Source organism: Aneurinibacillus danicus, assembly GCF_007991215.1.
Taxonomy (GTDB): Bacteria; Bacillota; Bacilli; order Aneurinibacillales; family Aneurinibacillaceae; genus Aneurinibacillus; species Aneurinibacillus danicus.
The window spans coordinates 1-7,544 of the sequence record NZ_BJXX01000223.1 but is presented as its reverse complement, the minus strand read 5'-3'; the positions used below and the strand labels follow the sequence as shown (position 1 = coordinate 7,544).

Below are 7,544 nucleotides of genomic sequence, written 5' to 3'. Positions count from 1 at the left end.
GACGCTGTTCTAAAATATCAGCCGTTTTACGAAGATATTCGCCACGGGCTACCCCAGACAACTTTCGCCAGTATGGTAAGGCTATTTTTGCAGATTGAACAGCATCATCTACATCCTTTACCGTTGATAGAGGTACGTATCCAACAATCTCCCTGTAGTCAGCCGGATTCATACTTGCCTCGAATTTATCAGATTGTGAAGTGACCCATTCCCCGCCAATTAAATTTTGGTAGGTTTTCACTTCGGACTTTGTTTCCATCAACCCTGCTCCTCTCTGTCAATTCTGGATCACTTGACTCTTGCTTCCTTTTGTGAGCTACCTACTACCTGTTTCTGTTTTAATCCTTCAATCTGTTCCGGCAACAACCCCAGTTCACCCAGAATCTCTTCCGTATGTTCCCCGAGCAAAGGCGGGTGCCTTCTCACACTCGCCGGAGTTTCCGACAATTTGATTGGGAATCCTGCCATCTTTAGGTTCTTTACAATCGGATGCTCAACTTCTATAATCAGCTCTCTAGCACGTACGTGGGGATGGTTCACCACCTGGTCAACGGTGTGAATCGGTCCACAGGGTACACCAACCGCATCGAGACGCTCGAATATCTCCTTGCTATCTAACTCGGAAAGACGCTTGCTAATTATGTCTACTAAAATAGTACGATGAGCGACCCGGTCGTCATTTGTTATAAACCTCGGGTCCTCTAGCAGATCTTCCCACCCCATGGCAAAACAGCATTTCTCCCATAAACCATTGTTAGGAACAGCGAGAATAATGTTCATATCCTTAGCGGGAAATGCCTGATACGGAACGATGGTCGGGTGTGCCGATCCCATGCGTCCCGCTGGTTTGCCTGTAGCAAAATAGCTTGTCGCCAGATAGTTTAATAGGGTTACTTGACCATCCAGAAGGCTCACATCGATGAATTGTCCCTTCCCTGTCTTTTCTCTGGCGATGACCGCTGTCAAAATACCATAGGCGGCAAACATTCCCGCCGTTAAATCAACAATTGACATGCCAACTTTGACCGGGGGTCCATCCGGCTCTCCTGTAATGCTCATCAACCCTCCGTATCCCTGGAGAAGAAGATCATAGCCGGCCCTGTTCTTCTCCGGTCCGGTCCTCCCGAATCCAGAGATAGAGCAGTAAATCAGCCGTGGATTGATTTCCTTCATCTGTTCATAGCCAAGCCCAAGTTTATCCAGCGCACCAGTGCGGAAGTTTTCCACGAAAATATCTGACTCTTTCGCCAGATTATAGATAATCTCTCTTCCCTCTTCTGATTTTAAATCGATGGCGATACTGCGCTTGTTTCGGTTGGAAGCAAGATAGTAGCTGCTTACCCCATCCCACTTCGGTGGTGTAAATCTTCTTGTCTCGTCTCCTTTTCCAGGCTGCTCTACCTTAATGATATCTGCTCCCATATCTCCAAGCAGCATAGTACAAAAGGGACCTGCTAATGTTCTTGATAAATCAAGAACTTTGATACCATCTAAAGCTTGCAAAAATTGTTCCTCCTCTCAATCCTGTTATTATGCAGTTTTACTTTATTTAAAGTTCGGTTTGCGCTTTTCTACAATAGCCCGTATCCCTTCTTGATAGTCTTCCAGTTCAGTCACGATGCCCATCGCTGATGAAATCATATCCAAAGAAGAACGAAGGTCCATATGAAGTCCTTGGTAAACGGCTCTTTTGATAAAGCGCATGGTTTCCTGCGGTCCACCGGCAAGCCGTTGAATATAATTCTCCACAAAATCATTCAGCTCTTCATCGGGAACAACATGTGTGATCAGTCCCAGCTGTTTTGCCTCTTCCGCTGTGAAAGTATCGCCGGTCCAGAGCATCTCCAACGCTTTATCCACACCGACAATTCGGGGCAAAAAGTAAGCGCCTCCATCCCCAGGAACGATACCTGCTTTGATATACCCCTCCGACACTTTTGCGCTTTGGGCAGCGATGCGGATATCGCACATGAGGGCCATATCCAGTCCGGCACCCAGTGCAATTCCATGTATCACCGCAACCACCGGTTTATCAATTTCCTGCATAAGGAGAGGAATTCGCTGTACTCTCTTCCATAAGCTGTTTTTACGGGCCAGTGCGGTCGACATCAAATCCTCAGCCCCGGTATTGTTGTAGAGTAACCCCTCCCCTCTGATCATCGATTTAATATCTCCTCCGGAGCAAAAAGCCCGGCCATTTCCTGTTAGCACAACAACCCGTATATCCTCCGTATCACGGATCGTCTCCAGAGCATGAATCCATAACTCGATCATTTCTGTACTAAACGCATTGAGGGAATCCGGACGATTTAATGTAATCCGGGCAACCCCGTTCTCTACTGAAAAAAGTAAATCACTCACGTATACTCCTCCTTTTCCTTCTATTTTTATCCCTGCCTATTATTTACTCGTAAGGAAAGACCACAGTTCATCTTGGGCAAATGTCATCATTTGATCGGCAAGTTGTTCTCCCCACTCTGTTTCTGTTCCGAATTCGTCTCTCCATGACCACAAACGACGCGTACTTTGATGAAGGGTGTGCTCGTAAGTAAAACCAATCGCACCATGCACTTGATGAGCCATAGCCGCTGCTGTTCCCGCTGCTTCGTTGATCCGGATTTTCGCCATGGCAATTTCTTTTGATAATCGACCCGCCTGGTAGGCTTCTATCGCATAATCGGCTGCCGCTCCTGCCGCGGCGGTTTCGCCAGCTAACAGAGCCAATTGGTGCTGGATGGCCTGAAACCGGTGAATGGGTCTTCCAAATTGCGAACGTTCCGACGAATAAGTGAGGGTTAGTTCCAGAATGCGTTCAAGGGCACCGGCCATCATGACGCTTCGAATAAGAGCCCCACCATACCACAACTGATTTATCACACGCTCAAATTCAATAGGGATTACCCGGCAGTCGGTAACTAAAACATCATCAAAGGTTATGGTATCCCTTGCTTCACCGGCAAGATTTTGACCATACTCGATTTTCCCATTCGCTGGCCGAACCAAAGCCAGAACGGGTTCTACATCGGATTGTCCCAGGACAATCATCCATTTGGCATACCTTGCCCATGGAACAAAACGGGCTTTCCCCGAAATGATCCATTCATCACCGTGCTTCTGGAAGTAGAACTGCTCATCGCTTTTGGGAAGCGCAACGGTAAGAGGTTCGTCAGAAACTTGTTCACCTAAATCTGCCAACAACCAATTTCCCAGGAACGTTTCAGCCAATGGAATCGGCGCAGAATACTTTCCGGCCAAACGCAGAATACTCAAAGCATCTGTATAGCTACCACCGTTACCGCCCAATTCCTCAGGAATAGCCACCGTAATCATACCTGAGTCCGCCAGTATATCCCAGAGTTCAGCGGCCCATCGGCCTTGTTCCGCTTCATTAACAAGCTCTTTCGTACAAATGTCTTTCATGATTTTGGTTGTAGAACTGATCAGCATTTGTGTGATGTCGTTCATTTTCCAACTACCCCCTTCGCAACAATCCCCCGGAGTATTTCGGTTGTTCCCCCGCGTAGAGTAAAGCCAGGAGCATGCAAAATCGCTTCCGCCATTAATTTTTCGAATCGAGAAGATGAAGCTGCGGATGGAGAAGAAGAAACCAACAATCTGGCTACTTCCGCAACCTGTTGTTCAAACTGCGTCCCCATATCCTTCACCAGAGCCGCCGCCACATCCGGCGCGATTCCTTCTTCCAACATTTGAGCAATACCAATGGACATATGCCGTAAGGTCCACAGACGGGAAACCAATCGACTCACTTGGCCCATCAACCGCTTTTCACCTGTTAGCTGTAAGGTATTCACCAGTTCTTCTAGAAGCGGAAATGTGCTTAAAAAGCGTTCAGGACCACTTCGTTCATAGGCTAATTCCGTCATTCCCTGTTTCCATCCGTTCCCTTCTTCTCCCACAAGCATCTCATCCGGAATAAAGACATCTTCAAAAATAACTTCATTGAAGTGGTGTTCGCCGGTCATTAAATGAATGGGGCGAACCGTTACCCCCGGTGCAGACAAGTCAACAAGGAGTTGAGTCATTCCTTCGTGCCGGTTTTCCGGATTCATTGGGGAAGTACGACAGAGCGTAATCATATAATGAGCGAAATGAGCACCGCTGGTCCAAATTTTACTCCCGTTCAGAACCCATCCTTTTTCCACTTTGACCGCTCTGGAACTAACAGCGGCTAAATCCGAACCCGCATTCGGTTCACTTAACCCAATGGCGAAATAGCACTCCCCTTTTGCAATTTTAGGCAGGAAAAATTCTCGCTGCTGCTCTGTACCATACCGGAGAAGCAAAGGGCCGGTCTGCCGATCCGCAATCCAATGGGCAGCCACCGGGGCTCCTGCCGCTAGCAACTCTTCCGTTACAACATATCTTTCAATGGCGGAGCGTTCTTGTCCACCGTAGCGTGACGGCCAGGTCATGCCAATCCAGCCGCGTTCTCCTAACTTGCGACTAAATTCAGGAGAGTAGCCGCTTAGCCAGGAATCACATTTAGGTTCAAACGTTCCCCTTTCCTGTTCTTCCTGAATAAAATCTCGAATTTCCCGCCTCAATGCTTCTGTTTGCTCAGAAAGTTGAACAACAGGTAATTGTAAGCTCTTCATTGAACATAATCACCCCACTATTGTGTACATCCTCTTATTACATTTTTGTTCAAAATTGCAAATAATTAATGACCTGTCACTCTCTATTTGATTTAGTATACCGATAATCGGTATACTATACCTTTAATTGAAATAGTACAATATTTATAACATTTTTTCAATACATATAATACTTAATTATCATTAAATTTTAAATTTACCTGCTAATTATGTGTTTTCAATTCCTGAAATATGTAAAATAACTCCCTCATACTGTTTTTCATAAACCGTAACCATTCAAGTAGAAAATCCTGTTTTGGAGATAGCTTAAATGAAAGAAACCAGGAAAAAGACCTATCAAATAGATGCCTTCTAAACAGACATGGGGTTGAATTTCGGAGGAACTGACAGAAGAAAACAATCTTATTGTCCAACCAAGTGGTTGCATGCTAAAAGGAGAGAAGAATTTGTATGTAAACAACATAAGGGTGTCCCAAAAGCGGTGGGGCACCCTTCTTCACTACCATATATACGCATAAAAAATCCGTTTAACCTATATATTGTATTCCGTTTGAGATCAAATAACCTTTTGAGACACCTTCAATTTGAGATACGGACCAGGCGAAGATGAATTGTGTTGATTGGTGACAGACGTCCGGTTACGGTACATCAATCGCTAAATTTTAATTTATTGCTAATTTGAGCTGCAACCTCTTTTATCGAACTAATAAAATCATCAATTATAGAATCATTAACCCTAACCAGTGGAGCTGAGATGGATATCCCGGCTATTACTTCGTCCCAGCGGTTTCGTATTGGAGCACTGATTGAACATACACCAGAAACACGTTCCCCGAAACTTATGGCATACCCTTTTTCCTGTATGTTGTGCAATTCTTCTTTTAGTTTTTCCTTATCGGTAATAGTAGATTCTGTCATAGAAATTAACTCGGTTTCCTGTAAATATTGTTTAATTTTATCCGGAGGAAGAAAAGCCAACAACAGCTTAGCCGATGCACCAGCGTACAAAGGAGAAGTCTGACCAATATACGAAATGGTCATTAAATCGTGCTTTTTTTCTTCAAAAGCAACACATTTTCGTTCATGGTTTTCAATGATATTTAAATAGACATTTTCTCCAAACCGATCTCTTAAATCTTTTAGATACGGTTTAGCAATGGTTAGAAGATGGGAATGCTCTTCAACAAGTTTCCCTAAATAATATAGCTCCATTCCCAATTTATATGTTTTTTTCTTATTGTCTTTTTCCAAGAACCCGTTTATCACCAACGTATTTAATATCCTTTGAAGACTGGATTTAGAAAGACCAAGCTTATGATGAAGTTCAGCCAGGGAGAGCTCTTTCTTATCTTTCGAAAAACATCTTAAAATTTGGATAGTACGGCTAATTGTCTGCATGGAATTTTCTACGCTCATAACAAATCACTTCCAATTATCTATATTGACACTCCGCGCCCCTAAAGGGGTAAGGTAGAACGGAACACGATACGCTTGGTGCATCCTTGTTCCCTCCTCTTTCTTTACCAACAGTATAACATACAAATTACAGTTACTTATAGTGACAGAGGGGGAACATCGATGACAAAAAGAAAGGTGAAAAGTGAGGGATGGGTCATACCGGGTCCTAAAACAGGACGGTATAAAAGTGTCGGATGAACAGAACAGAGCAGAGAAGAATGGATGGAAGGGGAAGCTTATGCCCATGGGGTATTCACGTCGGACATATGGACTTTGTATCAATAAGAAAAGGGATGAATCCGCTTAAATATGGCTATTTGAGATGAAAAATTGTAGTGAGGAGGAAGAAGAGAGAATGCTCTTCTTCCTCCTGTTTATTTAATCAGCCCATTCACCGTTACTTGGGAATTCTGCAAAATCTTTAGGGTCATGTGAGAAATAAATGGGTATACCTGAATTTTCAAGGACACGAAGTTTCGTATAAGAATCAGATAGAACTTCCGTGTTCCAATCATACGGCATAGGGGCCATATTCTGATACGCTTCTTTAAGATGAGACGTATCCGCACCCAAACATATAGGACCCCGGTTCTCCAATCTAACGATCATGGCTTGGTGCCCGGGCGTATGTCCCGGAGTCGTGATGAGTTGAATGGATCCGTCTTGAAATAAATCCACATCGCCATTAAGTTGTAAAAAATTATATCCTCTCGTATCCTTATAATCATTCAAACAATAAACTAAATTTAGCCATGCATCAGGCCACCATGCATAACGAAGCTCGCTCTTTTGCACGACAAAGGTGGCATTAGGGAAATGACACATTCCACCCGTATGATCTAAGTGCATATGCGATAAGACGACATATTTTACATCATCCAACTTATACCCCAGTTTAACTAACTGACGGTCGATTACTTGATCGCGTGTCAGGTTACATCCAAACGCATCACGTATTCCCGGGCCCCAATATTTTTCCGCCGCCTCAGGATCAGCAACATTATAGTTAATCCCTGTATCAAACAGGATGACTCCTTTTTTTGGATGTTCTATAATCCAAACACTTGATGGTACTTCTACTTTTCCGCTTGCCCCAGTCATTAGTATTCCTCTGTCAACATTCAGAGGGCCGCAATCCACCACTGTCACTCGCAATCCTGTAGCCATAGTACAGTATATACCTCCTGCTTTACATAATTTTAATTTTTCGGCAACAAGAACCCCTTATAGTCATTTACCGCAGCGGTATTGCATTTTTGGCTATAGTGGATAACAGGAACCCCTCATAGCCGTTTACCGCAGCAACATCGCATTGTCGGCTATAGTTCTGAAAGCCGCCGATGTACATCAGACTGACGCGTGGTTTGCCGGGGATGTTCGCTCCCATATACCAGCTGTCAGCCAGGGGTAAAAGCGTGCGATTGGCCATCTCGGCGCTGTGCTCCACCCACTCATTCTCGGCCTCAGCGG

The 7,544-nt window shown here is 44.4% G+C and carries 7 protein-coding genes and 1 pseudogene; all 8 read right to left on the bottom strand.

Annotated elements, in window-relative coordinates:
- Positions 1–259 (bottom strand): aldehyde dehydrogenase family protein (locus tag ADA01nite_RS20920; protein ID WP_146812374.1); only part of this gene is annotated, 259 nt, incomplete at its 3' end.
- Positions 260–288: 29 nt separating this feature from the next.
- Positions 289–1,503 carry a CaiB/BaiF CoA transferase family protein gene (locus ADA01nite_RS20915; protein WP_146812373.1) on the bottom strand — a complete coding sequence of 405 codons (1,215 nt, stop codon included), beginning with the start codon at positions 1,501–1,503 and terminating at the stop codon, positions 289–291.
- 42 nt (positions 1,504–1,545) lie between these two features.
- Positions 1,546–2,361: an enoyl-CoA hydratase/isomerase family protein gene (locus ADA01nite_RS20910; protein WP_146812372.1), complete on the bottom strand. Its 816-nt coding sequence runs from the start codon at positions 2,359–2,361 to the stop codon at positions 1,546–1,548.
- A 39-nt stretch (positions 2,362–2,400) separates the two neighbouring features.
- A complete protein-coding gene (locus ADA01nite_RS20905; protein ID WP_146812371.1) occupies positions 2,401–3,465 on the bottom strand; it encodes an acyl-CoA dehydrogenase family protein in 1,065 nt (354 codons plus the stop codon).
- Complete coding sequence (locus ADA01nite_RS20900; protein ID WP_146812370.1) at positions 3,462–4,616, bottom strand: acyl-CoA dehydrogenase family protein; 1,155 nt, start codon at positions 4,614–4,616, stop codon at positions 3,462–3,464. The genes ADA01nite_RS20905 and ADA01nite_RS20900 overlap by 4 nt, the downstream gene beginning before the upstream one ends.
- A gap of 648 nt (positions 4,617–5,264) precedes the next feature.
- Positions 5,265–6,032: an IclR family transcriptional regulator gene (locus tag ADA01nite_RS20895; protein ID WP_146812369.1), complete on the bottom strand. Its 768-nt coding sequence runs from the start codon at positions 6,030–6,032 to the stop codon at positions 5,265–5,267.
- 420 nt (positions 6,033–6,452) lie between these two features.
- Positions 6,453–7,241 (bottom strand): N-acyl homoserine lactonase family protein, encoded by a 789-nt coding sequence (locus ADA01nite_RS20890; RefSeq protein WP_146812368.1) that lies wholly within the window; start codon positions 7,239–7,241, stop codon positions 6,453–6,455.
- A 67-nt stretch (positions 7,242–7,308) separates the two neighbouring features.
- A pseudogene (locus tag ADA01nite_RS20885) lies at positions 7,309–7,544 on the bottom strand (hypothetical protein); the annotation flags it as partial.